The 14,161-nt window shown below is 65.7% G+C and carries 16 protein-coding genes; 7 read left to right on the top strand and 9 right to left on the bottom strand.

What is annotated here, in order from left to right; all coding sequences use genetic code 11:
- The first annotated feature begins 63 nt into the window (after positions 1–63).
- The 4 genes from hmgA to AABA51_RS00130 are packed head-to-tail and all read left to right on the top strand — an operon-like array spanning position 64 to position 2,850.
- A complete protein-coding gene (gene hmgA, locus AABA51_RS00145) occupies positions 64–1,482 on the top strand; it encodes a homogentisate 1,2-dioxygenase (RefSeq protein WP_425328826.1) in 1,419 nt (472 codons plus the stop codon).
- A 26-nt stretch (positions 1,483–1,508) separates the two neighbouring features.
- Positions 1,509–2,378, top strand: coding sequence for an MBL fold metallo-hydrolase (locus AABA51_RS00140; protein WP_338273336.1), 870 nt, complete (start codon positions 1,509–1,511; stop codon positions 2,376–2,378).
- Entirely contained in the window at positions 2,375–2,578 is a 204-nt protein-coding gene (locus AABA51_RS00135) for a hypothetical protein (protein WP_338273335.1), read from the top strand. The genes AABA51_RS00140 and AABA51_RS00135 overlap by 4 nt, the downstream gene beginning before the upstream one ends.
- Positions 2,575–2,850, top strand: a complete 276-nt coding sequence (locus tag AABA51_RS00130) for a hypothetical protein (RefSeq protein WP_338273334.1) — start codon at positions 2,575–2,577, stop codon at positions 2,848–2,850. Before AABA51_RS00135 ends, AABA51_RS00130 begins: the two co-directional genes overlap by 4 nt.
- Here AABA51_RS00130 and yaaA read toward each other — a convergent pair.
- Positions 2,847–3,626, bottom strand: coding sequence for a peroxide stress protein YaaA (gene yaaA / locus AABA51_RS00125; protein ID WP_338273333.1), 780 nt, complete (start codon positions 3,624–3,626; stop codon positions 2,847–2,849). The two genes, AABA51_RS00130 and yaaA, sit on opposite strands and share 4 nt — an antisense overlap.
- Positions 3,627–3,770: 144 nt before the next feature.
- Between yaaA and AABA51_RS00120 the strand changes: the two genes are divergently transcribed.
- Entirely contained in the window at positions 3,771–4,898 is a 1,128-nt protein-coding gene (locus AABA51_RS00120; RefSeq protein ID WP_338273332.1) for an AI-2E family transporter, read from the top strand.
- An 8-nt stretch (positions 4,899–4,906) separates the two neighbouring features.
- Here AABA51_RS00120 and recQ read toward each other — a convergent pair whose 3' ends face one another.
- Entirely contained in the window at positions 4,907–6,949 is a 2,043-nt protein-coding gene (recQ, locus tag AABA51_RS00115) for a DNA helicase RecQ (RefSeq protein ID WP_338273331.1), read from the bottom strand.
- A gap of 223 nt (positions 6,950–7,172) precedes the next feature.
- On the opposite strand from recQ, the gene AABA51_RS00110 reads away from it, so the two are divergent.
- Positions 7,173–8,228 carry a TRAP transporter substrate-binding protein gene (locus AABA51_RS00110; RefSeq protein ID WP_338273330.1) on the top strand — a complete coding sequence of 352 codons (1,056 nt, stop codon included), beginning with the start codon at positions 7,173–7,175 and terminating at the stop codon, positions 8,226–8,228.
- Here the strand turns inward: AABA51_RS00110 and AABA51_RS00105 are convergent.
- Genes AABA51_RS00105 through AABA51_RS00095 form a run of 3 tightly spaced genes read right to left on the bottom strand, consistent with a single transcriptional unit; the run spans position 8,216 to position 10,684 of the window.
- Positions 8,216–8,878, bottom strand: a complete 663-nt coding sequence (locus AABA51_RS00105; RefSeq protein ID WP_338273329.1) for an HAD family hydrolase — start codon at positions 8,876–8,878, stop codon at positions 8,216–8,218. The two genes, AABA51_RS00110 and AABA51_RS00105, sit on opposite strands and share 13 nt — an antisense overlap.
- Positions 8,875–9,441, bottom strand: a complete 567-nt coding sequence (gene rsmD, locus AABA51_RS00100; RefSeq protein WP_338273328.1) for a 16S rRNA (guanine(966)-N(2))-methyltransferase RsmD — start codon at positions 9,439–9,441, stop codon at positions 8,875–8,877. The genes AABA51_RS00105 and rsmD overlap by 4 nt, the downstream gene beginning before the upstream one ends.
- A 37-nt stretch (positions 9,442–9,478) precedes the next feature.
- Positions 9,479–10,684, bottom strand: a complete 1,206-nt coding sequence (locus tag AABA51_RS00095) for an NAD(P)/FAD-dependent oxidoreductase (RefSeq protein WP_338273327.1) — start codon at positions 10,682–10,684, stop codon at positions 9,479–9,481.
- Between the two features lie 84 nt (positions 10,685–10,768).
- Here AABA51_RS00095 and AABA51_RS00090 point away from each other — a divergent pair, with 84 nt between their 5' ends.
- Positions 10,769–11,257: a peroxiredoxin gene (locus AABA51_RS00090; protein ID WP_338273326.1), complete on the top strand. Its 489-nt coding sequence runs from the start codon at positions 10,769–10,771 to the stop codon at positions 11,255–11,257.
- A gap of 57 nt (positions 11,258–11,314) precedes the next feature.
- On the opposite strand, the gene AABA51_RS00085 is transcribed toward AABA51_RS00090, so the two are convergent.
- From AABA51_RS00085 to AABA51_RS00070, 4 genes are read right to left on the bottom strand one after another with little or no spacing between them, the layout of a single operon-like run.
- Positions 11,315–11,611, bottom strand: a complete 297-nt coding sequence (locus AABA51_RS00085) for a 4a-hydroxytetrahydrobiopterin dehydratase (RefSeq protein ID WP_338273325.1) — start codon at positions 11,609–11,611, stop codon at positions 11,315–11,317.
- Positions 11,611–12,801, bottom strand: coding sequence for a GNAT family N-acetyltransferase (locus AABA51_RS00080; protein WP_338273324.1), 1,191 nt, complete (start codon positions 12,799–12,801; stop codon positions 11,611–11,613). Before AABA51_RS00080 ends, AABA51_RS00085 begins: the two co-directional genes overlap by 1 nt.
- A 57-nt stretch (positions 12,802–12,858) precedes the next feature.
- Positions 12,859–13,635: a glycerophosphodiester phosphodiesterase family protein gene (locus tag AABA51_RS00075; RefSeq protein WP_338273323.1), complete on the bottom strand. Its 777-nt coding sequence runs from the start codon at positions 13,633–13,635 to the stop codon at positions 12,859–12,861.
- A 9-nt stretch (positions 13,636–13,644) separates the two neighbouring features.
- Positions 13,645–14,127, bottom strand: a complete 483-nt coding sequence (locus tag AABA51_RS00070; RefSeq protein ID WP_338273322.1) for a RidA family protein — start codon at positions 14,125–14,127, stop codon at positions 13,645–13,647.
- Positions 14,128–14,161 lie beyond the last annotated feature (34 nt).

The following is a 14,161-nucleotide window of genomic DNA, read 5'->3' as shown; positions in this document are numbered from 1 at the left end:
GCCCCCAACGTTGCAATTGCAACGTTCCTGTGCCATGTCCCTCCCAGATGACGGAGGCGCGACATGACCGACCAAAGCACCCCCCGCCCGATGGTGCAGGCCCAGGGACCGACCGGCCCGCATCAGGGCTACATGCCCGGCTTCGGCAATGATTTCGAAACCGAGGCGCTGCCCGGTGCCCTGCCCCAGGGCATGAACTCGCCCCAGAAATGCGCCTATGGCCTTTACGGCGAACAGCTCTCGGGCACCGCCTTCACCGCCACGCGGCCCGAACGCACATGGTGCTACCGCATCCGGCCTTCGGTGAAACACTCGCGCCGCTACGAAAAGATCGCGCTGCCCTACTGGAAAACCGCACCCCATATCGACCCCGATGTCATCAGCCTCGGCCAATACCGCTGGGACCCGGTGCCCATGCCGAAGCGCTCAAGTAGCGAAGCGGTAGCGCATCAAGACGCTCAAACCCTCACTTGGCTCACCGGCATGCGCACCATGACCACGGCGGGCGACGTGAACACGCAGGTGGGCATGGCCTCCCACGTCTATCTCGTCACCGCCTCCATGGTGGACGATTACTTCTATTCCGCCGACAGCGAATTGCTCGTCGTCCCCCAACAGGGCCGCCTGCGCTTCCTCACCGAACTGGGCGTCATCGACCTCGCCCCGCAGGAAATCGCCATCCTCCCCCGTGGCCTCGTCTATCGGGTGGAGCTGATCGACGGCCCCGCCCGCGGTTTCGTCTGCGAGAATTACGGTCAGAAATTCGAGCTTCCGGGCCGTGGCCCCATCGGCGCGAATTGCATGGCCAATCCCCGCGATTTCAAAACGCCCGTCGCCGCCTTCGAGGACCGCGAGGTGCCCTCCACCCTCACCGTCAAATGGTGCGGCCAGTTCCACCGGACCGAAATCGCCCAATCGCCCCTCGACGTGGTGGCATGGCACGGCAATTACGCGCCCTGCAAATACGACCTGACCACCTATTGCCCGGTCGGCGCGATCCTCTTCGACCACCCCGACCCGTCGATCTTCACCGTGCTCACCGCCCCCTCGGGCCAGCCGGGCACGGCCAACATCGATTTCATCCTGTTCCGCGAACGCTGGCTCGTGGCCGAAAACACCTTCCGCCCGCCCTGGTACCACAAGAACGTCATGTCCGAGCTGATGGGCAACATCTACGGCCAGTATGACGCCAAACCGCAGGGCTTCGTTCCGGGCGGGCTGTCGCTGCACAACATGATGCTGCCCCACGGCCCCGACCGCGACGCCTTCGAGAAAGCCACAAACGCCGAGCTGAAACCCCACAAGCTCGACAACACCATGTCCTTCATGTTCGAAACCCGCTTTCCCCAGCACCTCACCGCCTTCGCCGCGCACGAGGCCCCGCTTCAGGACGATTACATCGACTGCTGGACCTCGCTCGAAAAGAAATTCGACGGAGCGCTGCGCCCCGACGGGGGCGACGCCACACCCGGCAAGAAATGACCGACACGGCGCAGGGGGCGCATTCCATGGACCGACCCGACCGGCTCGTCCTTCTGGGGACCAAAGGCGGCCCCGCCATCCGCCCCGGCGGCCCGATGCCCACCGCCTCCCTGCTCTGCATCGGCGGGCGCGCCTGCGTCGTGGATTGCGGCCTCGGCGTGTCCAAGGCGCTGGTCGAGGCGGGCATCGACCTCAAGACCCTCGATCTGGTCTTTCTCACCCATCTCCATTCCGACCATGTGCTGGAACTGGGCCCGCTCCTGCATACCGCATGGACCACCGGCCTCGCCCATCCGGTGCAGGTCTTCGGCCCCCCGGGCACGGCCGCGCTTTGGGACGGGTTTGTCGCCTCGCTCCGCTACGACATCGACCTGCGCATCGCGGATGAGGGTCGCCCCGACCTGCGCGACCTTGTCAGAATACAGGAATTCACCGAAGGCCCGCTTCCCGTCGACGGCCTCTCCGTCGCGGCCTTCCGAGTCCACCACCCGCCCGTGACCGATTGCTTCGCGCTCCGCTTCGACAGCCCCGGCTGGTCGGTCACCTTTTCCTCCGACACCGCCTATTTCCCGCCGCTTGCCGATTTCGCCCGCGGCTCCGACATCCTGGTGCACGAGGCGATGCTCGAACGCGGCGTCGACCGGCTGGTCGCGCGCACCGGCAACGGCTCCCGGCTCAAGGATCACATCACCCGCTCCCATACCGAAGCCGCCGATGCCGCCCGCATCGCCGCCAGCGCCGGGGTGAAAACGCTGGTCCTCCACCACCTGATCCCCGCCGATGATCCCGCCATCACCGCAGCCGACTGGCAGGCCGCCGTCGCCCCGATCTTTCCCGGCCGCCTCATCGTCGGGCAGGACGGCCTGACCCTCACGCCCGAGACCCCGCCAAAATGAGCAAATTCGGCCCCACACGGGGCGAGGTGAAACTCCGCCTCGCCATCAGCCTTGCCGGTCTTGCGCTCCTGATCGGGGCCTATGCCTTCAACGGCATCGGCGGCATCGCGTCGCTGGAAATCGCGATCATCGGGACTGCCTTCTTCGGCGGCTCCGCGCTATGGTGCATCCTCGGGTTGCGTCGAAAGGACGATTCATGAGCACCGGACAGATCATCCAGCTTGTCCTTCAGGGCCTCGTTTTCGTCGCATGGGCGGGGCTCATGTTCCGCACCCTGTTCCTGTTGCGCGCCCGCGCAGCGGATCAGACCGGCGCGGGCCTTCCGGGCCCCGGCTCCTTCCTGACACAGGCCAGCCATTGGCTGCGCTCCGACGAAGATCGCGCCGAACGCAAGACGCTCGGCTTCATGACCTTCGTGCTGATCGCGATGACGCTCTCGACGGCCTTCCTCGGCGCGCCCACCGCGGGCTAGGCCGCGTTCTGTGCCGCCGCCTCGCTCCGCAAGAAAGCGGGCTTGCCCGGCTCGCTCAATTCCGGCGCATGGGCATAGCCGCCCAGATCGAACTCCAGGATGCTCGCAGGCTCGGTCAACCGCCGCTCGATGATGAACCGCGCCATCGCGCCCCGCGCCTTCTTGGCGTAGAAACTCACGATCTTCGGCCCGCCCGGCTTGTCTTCCAGGAATTGCGGCGTGATCACCCGCAGGCCCAGCGCCGCGCGGTCAGCCGCCGTGAAATACTCGACCGAGGCGCAATTGATCAGCACATCGGTGCCAAGGCTCCGTGCATCCTCCCGCAAGGCCTCCGCGATACGGTCGCCCCAATAGGCATAGAGATTCGGACCCATGTCGTTTTGCAACCGGCTCCCCATCTCCAGCCGATATTGCCGGATCGCATCAAGCGGCCGCAAAATTCCGTAAAGCCCCGACAGGATGCGCAACCGCTCCTGCGCGAACCGCAGATCCTCGGGATCGAGGCTCGTCGCTTCCAACCCCTGATAGGTGTCGCCCGCGAATGCCAGGGCTGCGGGCCGCACATCCGCCTCCGCCGCCTCGAAATCGCGGAACCGTTCCGCGTTCAGCTTGGCCAGGCTGGGCGAGATATCCATCAGCTTGCCCAGCTCCGCCTCGCTCAACCCCCGCGCCACACCCGCCAGATGCACCGCATCGCCCGCGAAACGCGGTTTGGTCATGGCGATGTCCCGCTCGGCCCAGTCCAGACGCTTGGCAGGCGAAATCACGGTCAGCATGGGGCAAATCCTCTCGCGGTGTCTGTCTTGTTCTGACCTAGCGCCCCGATCCCCTCCAGACAACCGCACCTGCCCCGATGCGAAGCCCTTGAGATTGTCCGCCATTCCGCCCAAGCTTGCATCTGCAACCTCCGGGACAGACCCTTGATCGACCATCCAGACCACCCCACGCCGCAGGGCGACAGCAGCGCGCGCCAACGGCTTCAGACCGGCGCGCTCGTCATCATCGCGGCGGCGGTGATCCTGTTCCTTCTGGTTCAGGCCCGCTTCATGCTCACCTCGCTGGCGGTCGCCATCATCGTCTTCAGCCTGACGAGCGACGCGATCAGCTACATCTCCCGGATCAAGCTCGGGCCGTTGCGCATTCCCAACTGGGTGGCCAGCGTCGCGGCCGTGCTCCTGATCTCGACCGGGCTTTTCATGCTCAGCTCGCTGGTGCTCTCGCAGGTCAACACCGTGCTCTCGACGACGCTCACCTATACCGAACGCGCGCCGGGGGCGGTGGCCGATCTCTTCGCCTGGATGGGCCCCGAGGTCGAAACCGCGATCCAGAACGCCATGGGCAGCATCGACGTGTCGGGCTACCTGCGCACCGTCGCGGGTCAGGCGGGCGGGCTGATGCAGGGCACGGTTCTCGTGATCCTCTTCGTGGGCTTTCTCTTTGCCGAACGGCTCTGGTTCGACGTGAAACTGACGAGCCTCATGGGCGGCGATGCCACCCGCGCCCAACAGGCCCGGCGCATCATCGGCACGATCATGGGGCGGGTGAACTATTACCTCCTGGTGAAAACCGTGGTCAGCGCGATCACCGGGCTGATGGCCTATGGCGTCAGCCTTCTGGTCGGGCTTGAACTGGCCGTGGCCATCGGCGTCTTGACCTTCATCCTCAACTACATCCCCAACATCGGCTCCATCGTGGCCACGGTTCTGGCAACGCTCGTCGCCCATGTGCAGCTCGGCGAACCGGGGCCGACGCTGGCCTATTTCTTCGCGCTCTTCGTGATCCAGTTCATCAACGGCAACATCATCGACCCATGGCTGATGGGCCGCACGCTGCGGCTGTCGACCTTCGGGATCATCGTGTCGCTGGCGTTCTGGGGGGCGGTCTGGGGCATCGCGGGGATGTTCCTGTCGGTGCCGATCATGGTCGCCGTGATGATCGTGGCCAGCCACACGCCGGGCCTGCGCCCCCTTGCCGTTCTCTTGTCGCGCGAGGGGTTGCCGGACGAGGATACCTCCCCCCTCCTGCGCAAAAGCGCGCCCGCCGAATAAGCCGCCCGTCAGCCCGCTTCGCGCAAAACCTCGAGAAACGCCTCCCCGAACCGCTCCGCGTGCCGTTCCCCCAGCAACCGCGCAAGCGTTGACTTGTCGGCAGGCCGCACCTCCGCCAGCTTGGCCAGTTGCGACGACGAACAGGTCATCGGCTTGTCCGTCCCGTCCTCGCCGCGCGCAAGATCCGCCTGAACCGCGAGCAGCCGGTCGTAAAGCGCGCCCGCCTCCCGCCCCGCCAGCTTGCGCCGCGCGGGGTGCAGCCCATCGGGCGCTTGCCCCGTGATCACCGCCAGAAAGGCCGCGCCGTATTTCTCCAGCTTGCTCGCCCCCACGCCCCCGATCCGCGCCATCTGGTCCAGCGTCGCGGGCCGGGTTTCGGCCATCTCGATCAGCGTCTTGTCGGTGAAGATCACGTAGGCCGGCACGCGGGCCGCCTCGGCCAGCGCGCGCCGCTTGGCCTTCAGCGCGGACAAAAGCGGCGCATCCTCCTCGCTCACCAGCATCTTCACCTGCGGACTCTTGGGCGCCTTCGCGATCGTGTCGCGGCGCAGCGTGATCCCCGCCTCGCCGCGCAGGATGGGCCGCGCCGCTTCCGTCATCCGCAGCGCGCCATGCCGCGCCGGATCGGGCCTGACCAGGTCATGCGCCGCCATCTGCCGAAACACCGCCTGCCAGCCGCGCTTGTCAAACTCGGTGCCCACCCCATAGGTCGGCAGCGCGTCATGCCCCCGCTCGCGCACCTTCTCCGTCGCCGTCCCGGTCAGGACATCGATCAGATGCCCCGCCCCGAACCATTCCCCGGTCCGCAGGATCGCCGACAGCGCCTTTCTGACCGGGGTCGTCGCGTCGAACACCTCGGGCGGATGGGCACAGAGATCGCAATTCCCGCAGGGGCCAGCCGTCTCCCCGAAATAGCCCAGCAAGACCTGCCGCCGACAGCCCAACGCCTCGGCCAAGCCCAACAGCGCATTGAGCCGCGCGTGATCGGCCTCCTTGCGCTCGGGCGGCGCCAACCCCTCGTCGATCTGGGACCGCCGGAACCGGATGTCATCGGGCCCGAACAGCGTCAGCGTATCGGCCGGCGCCCCGTCGCGCCCTGCGCGCCCGATCTCCTGGTAATAGCCCTCGATCGACTTGGGCAGATCGGCATGGGCGACCCAGCGGATATCGGGTTTGTCCACTCCCATGCCAAAGGCGATGGTGGCCACCACGATCAACCCGTCCTCGCTGGCAAAGCGCCCCTCGACCACGCGGCGATCCTTGGCCTCCATCCCGCCGTGATAGAAACACGCGCTATGCCCCGCCTCGCGCAGCGCGGCTGCCAGCGTTTCCGTCTTGGCCCTTGTCCCGCAATAGACGATCCCCGATTGCCCCTTGCGCGCCGCGGCAAAGCTCAGGATCTGCGCCCGCGGGTTCTGCTTCACGTCGAAGGCCAGCGCCAGGTTGGGCCGGTCGAACCCGCGCAAGAAGCTTTCGGGCGGCACCCCGTCGAACAGCCGCGCGACGATCTCTTCCCGCGTTTCGGCATCCGCCGTCGCGGTAAAGGCGGCCAGCGGCACATCCAGCGCGCGCCGCAATTCCCCGATCCGCAGGTAATCGGGCCGGAAATCATGGCCCCACTGGCTGACGCAATGCGCCTCGTCCACCGCGATCAGCGACACGCCCGCGCGCCGCAGCATCCGCTCCGTCCCCGATGACGCCAACCGCTCCGGCGCGATGTAGAGAAGCTTCAGGCTCCCCTCCTCCAGCGCCGCCCAGACCGCGTCATTTTCCTCCGCCGTATTGCCCGAGGTCAGCGCGCCCGCGACCACACCCGCCTCGCGCAATCCCCGAACCTGGTCGCGCATCAGCGCGATCAGGGGCGAGATGACCACCGTCACCCCCTCCCGCATCAGCGCAGGCAACTGGAAACACAGCGATTTTCCCCCGCCCGTCGGCATGATCGCCAACACGTTGCGCCCCCCGGCCACCGCCGCGACGATCTCTTCCTGACCGGGGCGAAACTCGGAAAACCCGAACACGCGGGACAAAAGGGCAATGGCATCCTGCATGGGGCCTGTCGGGTCTCTCTTATTCGCTCGATTTTTATGGACTCTCCCATGTTGAGAAGCCGTAAACAAGCCTCCGAACGCCAGATCGCGGGGGTCTTGCGGCCACATCCACAAGATATTCCCTGCCCCGCCTCTGGTCCGCGTCAGGTCGCCCCCTTACATGCAGGGCCTTGTCGCTTTACCCAGCGGCAATCCGACCCCGATCAGCAAAGGATGGGCTGACATGTCGCTGCAAAAAACACTCGCCGCCGCACTCGCGGGCCTCATGCTCGCCACCCCCCCTGCCACCGCGCAGGAGGTGACGCTGCGCTTCCAGCATTTCGTCTCGCCTGCGAGCGCCAATCCCACCTTTTTCATGCAGCCTTGGGCCGATGCGATCATGGAACAATCGGGCGGCCGCATCCGGGTGGAAATCTATCCCTTCATGCAATTGGGCGGGGCCGCCCCCGATCAATACGACCTGATCCGCGACGGCGTCATCGACGGCGGTTGGGTCATCCCCGGCTACCAGCCCGGCCGCTTCCCCGAGGCCGAGGCGCTGGAACTGCCCTTCATGACTACCAAATCCGCCGAAGAAGCCAGCCGCGCGGCCTGGACCTTCACCGAACAGCACCTGCTTGACGACTTTTCCGACGTTCACCTGATCGCCGCCCACATGCATGGGCGCGGCCTTGTCCACCTTCAGGGGCCTGCCATCGAAACGCTGTCCGATTTCAACGGCTTGCGCCTGCGCGGTCCGTCGCGCGCCGCAACGCTCCTTCTGGAACGGCTGGGGGCCACGCCCGTCGGCATGCCCGTCCCCGCCTTCCCCGAGGCGCTGTCGCGCGGCGTCGTGGATGGCGGCGTCATCACGTGGGAACAGGCGCCCTCGCTCCGGCTCGATGAACTGACCGAAAGCCACACGGATGTTGCGGGCGATCATTCGCTCTACAATCTCTATTTCCTCTGGGCGATGAACCGCGACAGCTACAACGCCCTGCCCGATGACCTGCGCGCCGTGATCGACGCCAATTCCGGCCTCATGGCCTCCGCCTGGGCCGGGCGCGCGCATGACACGGGCGATGCCTTGGGGCGTCAGGCGATGGCGGATGCAGGCAACATCATCGCCGAAATGTCCCCCGAACTGACGGCGGAAATTCAGGCCCTTGGCGATGCCGTCATCGCCGACTGGATCGCCGAGGCCGATGCCGCCGGTCTCGACGGGGCGGGGCTTGTCGCCGCCGCCCGCGCCGCCATGGCGGCTGAAACGGGCAGCGCGCCCGCGCCCTACCGCGACTGATCCAGACCCAAAAGGGGCGCGACCTCTTCCATATGCCGGATGATGGTCGCGCCCTCGGCACTCAACCGGTCGGGATGGCCCTCCGGCACATAGCCCAGACAGGCCATTCCGGCCCGCCGTGCCGCCAGGGCCCCCGTCGCGCTATCCTCGACGACCAGACAGCGTTCCGGCGGCACACCCGCCGCCCGCGCCCCGATCAGGAACAGCTCGGGATCGGGTTTCGCCACGCCCAAAGCATGGGCCGAATAGCGCCGCCCCGCGAATCGCGGCGCAAGCCCCGTGGCCCCCAGCGTGATATCCATCTTCTCGTCGCTGCCATTGGACGCGACGCAATACGGGATGCCCGCCGCGTCCAACGCATCCAAAAGCGCCGGGATGCCCGCGATCACATCGACGCCCCGACGCAGGGCCGCGTAGATCTCGGCATAGATCGCCTCGATCCAATCCTCGGGCAGATCGGCCCCCATCGCCCGCGCCTTGTCACGGACCGTGACCATGCTTCCCCCGATAAAGGTCGCCATCGTCTCGGACAGGCTCAGGGCCAGACCATGCCGCGACAGGTTCTCGGCCAGTATCCCGTTCGTCACCGTCTCGCTGTCGACCAGAACCCCGTCGCAATCGAAAATCACCAAATCGACCGCCCGCATCATCCCTCGCCTTCCCGCAACAGCGTGATCACCGTGCCGCCATACCGCCGCTGATCGAGCAGCGCGAATCCCATGGGCGGCAGGGGGGCCGCGCTCTCTTCCCAGACGATCAGCGCGCCCGGCGCGATCCATCCCCCATCGCGGGCCGACACCAGTGCGCGTTCCCCCAATCCCTTCCCATAGGGCGGATCGAGAAACACGAGGTCAAAGCCTGCGCCCGTCACCGGCCCAAGGCTTGTCGCATCCCGCCGGAACACCGATACCGCCCCCTGCGCCGAGCACAGCGCGATGTTTTCCCTCAAGAGCGCGCGTGCCGCGATCCCGTCATCGATGAAGGTCACCTGCGCAGCCCCTCGGCTGAACGCCTCCAGCCCCAGCGCGCCGGTTCCCGCGAACAGGTCAAGCACCCGCCGCCCCGTGATCGGGTCGCCGTGCTTGCCGCTTGTCAGAAGGTTGAACAGGCTTTCGCGGACCCGGTCGCTCGTCGGGCGCAGGTGTGCCGCGGCATCGCCCGCGCCCACATCGGCCAGTTTCTTGCCCCTTAACCTTCCGGCAACAATTCGCATCGGTTTTTAACCTTTCGGCAGGATTTGGCGTCCCGCCTTAATCTTTCAGCAAGGGTTTGAGGTCGGTTTCAGGGTTTCCCACCACCTCCGGCGCAGGCGATTTCCCGGCCTCGATCAACCGCTTTCCGATCATGTAGCCGCGCGGATCATTCATCGCATCGACTGCCAGAAGTGTGTTTTCCTTGTAATACCAATGGGATCGCGCGCCCTCGGCCACGCGGGTGACCACCCGGTCATAGCCCGTGTTCAACCCCGCGATCTGCAATTTCACATCGTACTGATCCGACCAGAACCACGGCTTGGGCTCATATTTTTCGTTCTTTCCCAATATGTTACGCGCCACTGCCTCAGCCTGGTCGATGGCGTTCTGCACCGATTCCAACCGGATCATCGCGCCCTTGTAGGGAAAGACCGCACAATCCCCCGCAGCCCAGATCGCCGGATCGCTCGTGCGCCCGAACTCATCGACCACGATGCCATTTTCCACTTTCAAATCAGCATCTTGCGCCAATCCCGCCGCAGGCGCGATGCCGATCCCGACGATCACCACATCGACCGCCAGCTCCGTCCCATCCGACAAGATCGCGCCGGTCACGTGATCGGTCCCGACAAGCCGCTGCAATCCCACGCCCTCGCGGATGTCGACACCATGGGCGTGATGCAATTCCCGAAAGAAATCAGAGGTTTCGGCGCAAGCGACCCGTTGCAGGATACGCTCGGCCATCTCGATCAGCGTGACCTCCATCCCCCGTTTGCGCGCCACCGCCGCCGCCTCGAGCCCGATGTAACCACCGCCGACGATCAGCGCCTTTTTTCCCGCAACTATCTGTTTTTCCATAACATCCACGTCGCGCAACCCCCGCACGACATGCACACCGCCCAAAGCGCCCCCGATCGCCTCCGGCAACCGCCGCGGGCTCGACCCCGTGGTCAGCACCAACTGGTCATAAGCCACCGCCTCGCCGCCCACGACAACAACGCGCCCCGCCCGGTCCAGCCGCTCGACCCTCTGCCCGAGCTTCAGGGTTATCCCATTGTCTTCATAGAAACTTTCCGGCCTGAGATAGAGCCGCTCCAACGCCATTTCCCCCAAGAGATAGGCCTTGGACAGCGGCGGCCGCTGGTAGGGCGGCACCGGCTCCTCCCCGATCAGCGTGATCGCCCCGCCGAACCCTTCGGCGCGCAGCTTGGCCACACAGGACGCACCCGCCTGCCCCGCTCCGACGACGACGATCTTTTCCATATCCCACACCTTTCGCGTTGGCGCTCTGTCGCGCGGACCCTATATGGCGCTCGAACGGTTGAACAAGCGAGAGGGACCGCAATCATGACCATTTCCGCAGGCGACACGCTGCCCGATGCCACGCTTCTGATCTTTGGCGAGAACGGCCCCGAGCCGGTCAAGATGGCCGACAAGGTCAAGGGCCGCAAGGTCGTGATCTTCGGCCTGCCGGGTGCCTATACGCGCACCTGCACCGCCGCCCATGTGCCCAGTTTCATTCGCACAAAGGGCGATTTCGACGCCAAGGGCGTGGACGAGATCATCTGCGTCTCGGTCAACGACCCCTTCGTCATGTCCGCCTGGGCCAAGGACACCGGTGCGGCCGAGGCAGGCTTGACCTTTCTGGGCGATGCAGGCGCGGAATTCACCAAGGCCATCGGCCTGAACTGGACCGCAGAAGGGGCCGGTTTCTATGACCGGTCGCGCCGTTACGCGCTCTATGCCGAGGATGGCGTGGTCAAGGTGATCAACGTCGAGGAAGGGCCGGGCGTCTGCGAATTGTCGGCAGGCGAAACGCTGCTCGGCCAGATCTGAAGAGCGGGCAAAACTGCAGTTTTTCGGGGCGGAAAACTCGAGTTTTCCGCCCCATTCTTACCCGGCCAGAACATCCATTTTCTCGGCCAGTTTCACATCCAGATCGCTCAGGCCGCCCACATCATGGGTGGCCAGCGTGACCTCCACCGTCTTGTAGACATTGAACCATTCGGGATGGTGGTTCATCTGCTCGGCCACCAGCGCCGCCCGGGTCATCCAGCCGAACGCCGCGTTGAAATCATTGAAAACAAAGCGTTTCGTGATCGCATCGCGCCCATCGACAAGGGTCCAGCCCCGGTCTTGCAGCGCCGCAAGGGCCGTCGCGCGCCCCTCTCCGTCGAGTTTCGTCGCCATCAATCCTGCTCCTCTTGCTCCGTGCGTCTGAACGGACCATAGCCCGTCATCACCTCGATCTCTTCATCCACCGCCGCGCGTTCGGCGTGCAGGAATTGCTCGATCGCGCGCGCAAAGCCCGCATCACGGACCCAATGCAGCGAATGGGTCTGGACCGGCATGTAGCCGCGCGCCAGCTTGTGCATGCCCTGCGCGCCCGCCTCGACACGCGCCATGCCATGGGCGATCGCGAAATCGATGGCCTGATAATAGCATAGCTCGAAATGCAGGCAGGGGTGATGCTCCGTGCAGCCCCAATAGCGCCCGTAGAGCACCTCGCGCCCGATGAAATTCAGCGCGCCCGCGACCGGTTCCCCGTCGCGGAGCGCCAGGACCAGCAGCATGTCGTCGCGCATGCTTTCCTGCGCCAGATCGAAAAAGGCCCGCGTCAGATAGGGTTGGCCCCATTTGCGCGCGCCCGTGTCCTGATAGAACCGCCAGAAATGATCCCAATGTTCGGGCAAGATCGCATCGCCCGTCAGCGCCACGATCTCGCCGCCGAAGCCCTGCGCCTCGGAGCGTTCCTTTCGCAGGTTCTTGCGCTTGCGCGAACTGAGCGAGGCAAGGAAGCCGTCGAAATCGGCATAGCCGTTGTTTTCCCAATGAAACTGTTGGCTTGCCCGCGACATCAGGCCCATTTTCTCGCCTGCCTCGGCCTCTTCCTCGGTGCAGAAGGTGACGTGCAGCGAACTCAGCCCGTTCTCGTCGGCCAAATGCACCGCGCCCTGCACCAGCGCGGCCATCCCCGTTTCGCGCCAGCCGGGCCGGGTCAGAAACCGCCGCCCGGTCGCAGGCGTGAAGGGCACGGCCATCTGCAGCTTGGGGTAATAGCGCCCGCCCGCGCGTTCATAGGCATGCGCCCAATTGTGGTCGAAGATGTATTCGCCCTGGCTGTGCCCCTTGGCGTAAAGCGGTGCGACGGCGATCACCTGCCCCTCGGCGCGGGCGACAAGATGGCGGGGGGCCCAGCCCGTTCCGGTCCCGACCGAGCGCGAATGTTCCAGCGCCGACAGGAAGCGGTGCGTGGTGAACGGGTCAAAGGGCCTGCCGCCCTCGGCCGCCTCGGGGCAGGCGCAGGCATCCCAATCAGCCGCCGCGATCTGCGACAGGCTGGAAAGAACCTCGATCTCGATGGGGGTGCTGCCGTCCATGTCCGGGCCGTTCACGTTGCGGGGGATACCCGACACATGGGGCGGCCCGCGCCTGCGTCAATCACCGGTCGCAGGAACGGGCGGCAGATAACCTTCGAAGGTGACGTTGTCGGCGATGCGCCGCGCCTCGACCTCCACCTCGGGGGATTTCACCGTCCAGCACAGGATCGGGATGCCCTGCGCCTTCAGCGCGGCCACGCGCGGATTGCCCAGATCCTTCCAGTCATGGCTGATGAAACTGGCGCCCACAGCCTCGAAATGCGGGATGGCACGCAGCGTGTCGCAGGTTTCGGGCGACAGGCGCGGCCATTGCGAGGGCACATAGCCACAGGTCGTCAATCCGCGCGGGCAGCCGGGGGCCAGCCGCTGCATCGCCGCGACCATGTGGGGGTTGAAGGACATGACTGCCACATCACCGGGATAATCCGCCAGCAGCGAGGCCGTCGCCTCCTCCAGCCTGGTGTCGGCTTCGCCCATGCCGTTAGACTGGTCCTTGAGCTCTATCAGAAGCGGCACCGCCCCCCCGATGCGATCCAGCACCTGCTGCAGGGTCGGGATGCGATCCTCGGACCCCGACAGGCGGATATCGCACAGATCCCGCGCCATCCGGTCGCGCACGGGGCCGGTTTCCCCCGTCAACCGGTCGAGCGTGTCGTCATGAAAGACCATCGGCACGCCATCGGCGCTGAGCTGCAGGTCGATCTCGATGCCGTAGCCCGCCCGAACCGCACGGTCGATGGCGGTCGGGCTGTTCTCGATCACGCCCGCCGCCGCATCATGCAAGGCGCGATGGGCGATGGGCAGGATCATGAACCGGGCGGGCAGGGCAGTCATCGGATCGGCTCAGGCGATCTTGATCTGGAAGATGCCTTCGACCTCGACCGCGCAGCCAAAGGGCAAGGACCCTGCGCTGACGGCGGAGCGGCTGTGCCGTCCCTTGTCGCCCAGAACCTCGACCAACAGGTCGGAGGCGCCGTTCACCACCTTGGGCTGGTCACCGAATTCGGGGGTGGAATTCACGAAGCCGGTCAGCTTCACCACCCGCACGAGCCGATCCAGATCGCCATCGCAGGCCGATTTGAGTTGCGCGAGCAGGTTCAGCGCGCAAAGCCGCGCGGCGGCAGCAGCGGCGGGAATGTCGATATCGGCGCCGACCTTGCCCTTGATCAGGCTGTCGAGCCCGGCTGCGGTCATCGGGATCTGCCCCGAGACGAACACCATGTCGCCTGCGACGACATAGGGCACGTAATTCGCCGCCGGTGCGGGCGGCGGGCCGCTCAATTCGATCCCCAGTTCCGCAAGGCGCGCTTCGATCTGTCCAGCCATGTCCGTTTTCTCCGACCCGTGTGGTTCAATTCGG

It is taken from the genome of Roseicyclus marinus (assembly GCF_036322625.1).
In the GTDB taxonomy this organism is placed as follows: Bacteria; Pseudomonadota; Alphaproteobacteria; order Rhodobacterales; family Rhodobacteraceae; genus Roseicyclus; species Roseicyclus marinus_A.
This window is presented reverse-complemented; position numbering and strand designations above follow the sequence as displayed.

Bases quoted from the DNA above. Each gene is read 5' to 3' on its own strand.
- hmgA (WP_425328826.1), top strand. From the start codon at position 64: ATGACCGACCAAAGCACCCCCCGCCCGATGGTGCAGGCCCAGGGACCG.
- AABA51_RS00140 (WP_338273336.1), top strand. From the start codon at position 1,509: ATGGACCGACCCGACCGGCTCGTCCTTCTGGGGACCAAAGGCGGCCCC.
- AABA51_RS00135 (WP_338273335.1), top strand. From the start codon at position 2,375: ATGAGCAAATTCGGCCCCACACGGGGCGAGGTGAAACTCCGCCTCGCC.
- AABA51_RS00130 (WP_338273334.1), top strand. From the start codon at position 2,575: ATGAGCACCGGACAGATCATCCAGCTTGTCCTTCAGGGCCTCGTTTTC.
- yaaA (WP_338273333.1), bottom strand. From the start codon at position 3,626: ATGCTGACCGTGATTTCGCCTGCCAAGCGTCTGGACTGGGCCGAGCGG.
- recQ (WP_338273331.1), bottom strand. From the start codon at position 6,949: ATGCAGGATGCCATTGCCCTTTTGTCCCGCGTGTTCGGGTTTTCCGAG.
- AABA51_RS00110 (WP_338273330.1), top strand. From the start codon at position 7,173: ATGTCGCTGCAAAAAACACTCGCCGCCGCACTCGCGGGCCTCATGCTC.
- AABA51_RS00105 (WP_338273329.1), bottom strand. From the start codon at position 8,878: ATGATGCGGGCGGTCGATTTGGTGATTTTCGATTGCGACGGGGTTCTG.
- rsmD (WP_338273328.1), bottom strand. From the start codon at position 9,441: ATGCGAATTGTTGCCGGAAGGTTAAGGGGCAAGAAACTGGCCGATGTG.
- AABA51_RS00095 (WP_338273327.1), bottom strand. From the start codon at position 10,684: ATGGAAAAGATCGTCGTCGTCGGAGCGGGGCAGGCGGGTGCGTCCTGT.
- AABA51_RS00090 (WP_338273326.1), top strand. From the start codon at position 10,769: ATGACCATTTCCGCAGGCGACACGCTGCCCGATGCCACGCTTCTGATC.
- AABA51_RS00085 (WP_338273325.1), bottom strand. From the start codon at position 11,611: ATGGCGACGAAACTCGACGGAGAGGGGCGCGCGACGGCCCTTGCGGCG.
- AABA51_RS00080 (WP_338273324.1), bottom strand. From the start codon at position 12,801: ATGGACGGCAGCACCCCCATCGAGATCGAGGTTCTTTCCAGCCTGTCG.
- AABA51_RS00075 (WP_338273323.1), bottom strand. From the start codon at position 13,635: ATGACTGCCCTGCCCGCCCGGTTCATGATCCTGCCCATCGCCCATCGC.
- AABA51_RS00070 (WP_338273322.1), bottom strand. From the start codon at position 14,127: ATGGCTGGACAGATCGAAGCGCGCCTTGCGGAACTGGGGATCGAATTG.